The organism is Pantoea sp. ANP04, from assembly GCF_041982285.1.
GTDB lineage: Bacteria > Pseudomonadota > Gammaproteobacteria > Enterobacterales > Enterobacteriaceae > Pantoea > Pantoea eucalypti.
Genome location: NZ_JAUTYS010000037.1, coordinates 1 through 876, shown reverse-complemented (window position 1 = coordinate 876; position 876 = coordinate 1). Strand labels below are relative to the sequence as shown.

Genomic DNA, 876 nt, shown 5'->3' with positions numbered 1-876 from the left:
CGTGTTCCAGCACCCGGGCGTTTTGGTCAAACGTAGTCAGCTGTCCAATGTTGGTAAGCAACAGGGTTGCCATGAGAATTCCGCCTTCGTGGTGTTGCTGGTCCTTTAGGCATGAGCCTACCTAGGATTCATGGCTTGGGAACAGAGAACCAGAGGGTGTCCGTCTGAGATTTCAGACGGACACCCTCTGGTTCTGGAACGAGCTCGACTTAGCCCTTGCTGGCTCCTGCCAGCAAACCTCGCACGAAGAATCGTTGCAGTGCGAAGAAGACAACCAGCGGAATGATCATCGAGATGAACGCTCCGGCTGTGAGCAGCTCCCACGATTGGCCATAAGAACCTGAGAGGTCTTGAAGCGCCTTGGTAATCGGAAGTTCCCCACCGGAGGTGAAGACCGTGGCCACCAGCAAGTCATTCCATACCCAGAGGAATTGGAAAATTCCAAACGACGCGATGGCAGGAGTCGCCAGCGGAAGGACGATACGAGTGAATATAGTTCCGTGCCCGGCACCGTCTACTCGTGCAGCTTCAATGACTTCTTCCGGGATTTCCGAAATGAAGTTATGCAGCATGAAGATCGCCAGAGGCAAGGCGAAAATCGTATGGGCAATCCAAACCTTGGCATAGGCCCCGTCGAGCCCATTAACGCCTAGCCCGGGAAGGATATACAACCCACCGATTTCCACGCCATCGGAAAACATCTGCAGCAGTGGAACCAGCGCCATCTGGATCGGGACAATCTGCAATGCAAAGACCAAGATGAATAGAGTGTTGCGCCCTTTGAAATTGATCCAGGCAAAAGCGTAGGCCGCCAAGCTGGCAATGATGATCGGGATGATGGCAGCCGGGATCGTAATGACCAAGGAGTTCAAGAAC

1 protein-coding gene is annotated in these 876 nt (G+C 53.5%); it reads right to left on the bottom strand.

The features are described 5' to 3' along the window. Positions 1 to 209: 209 nt before the first annotated feature. Positions 210 to 876, bottom strand: a 667-nt coding sequence (locus tag Q7C21_RS22140) for a carbohydrate ABC transporter permease (RefSeq protein WP_375151105.1), incomplete at its 5' end; no start/stop codon positions are given.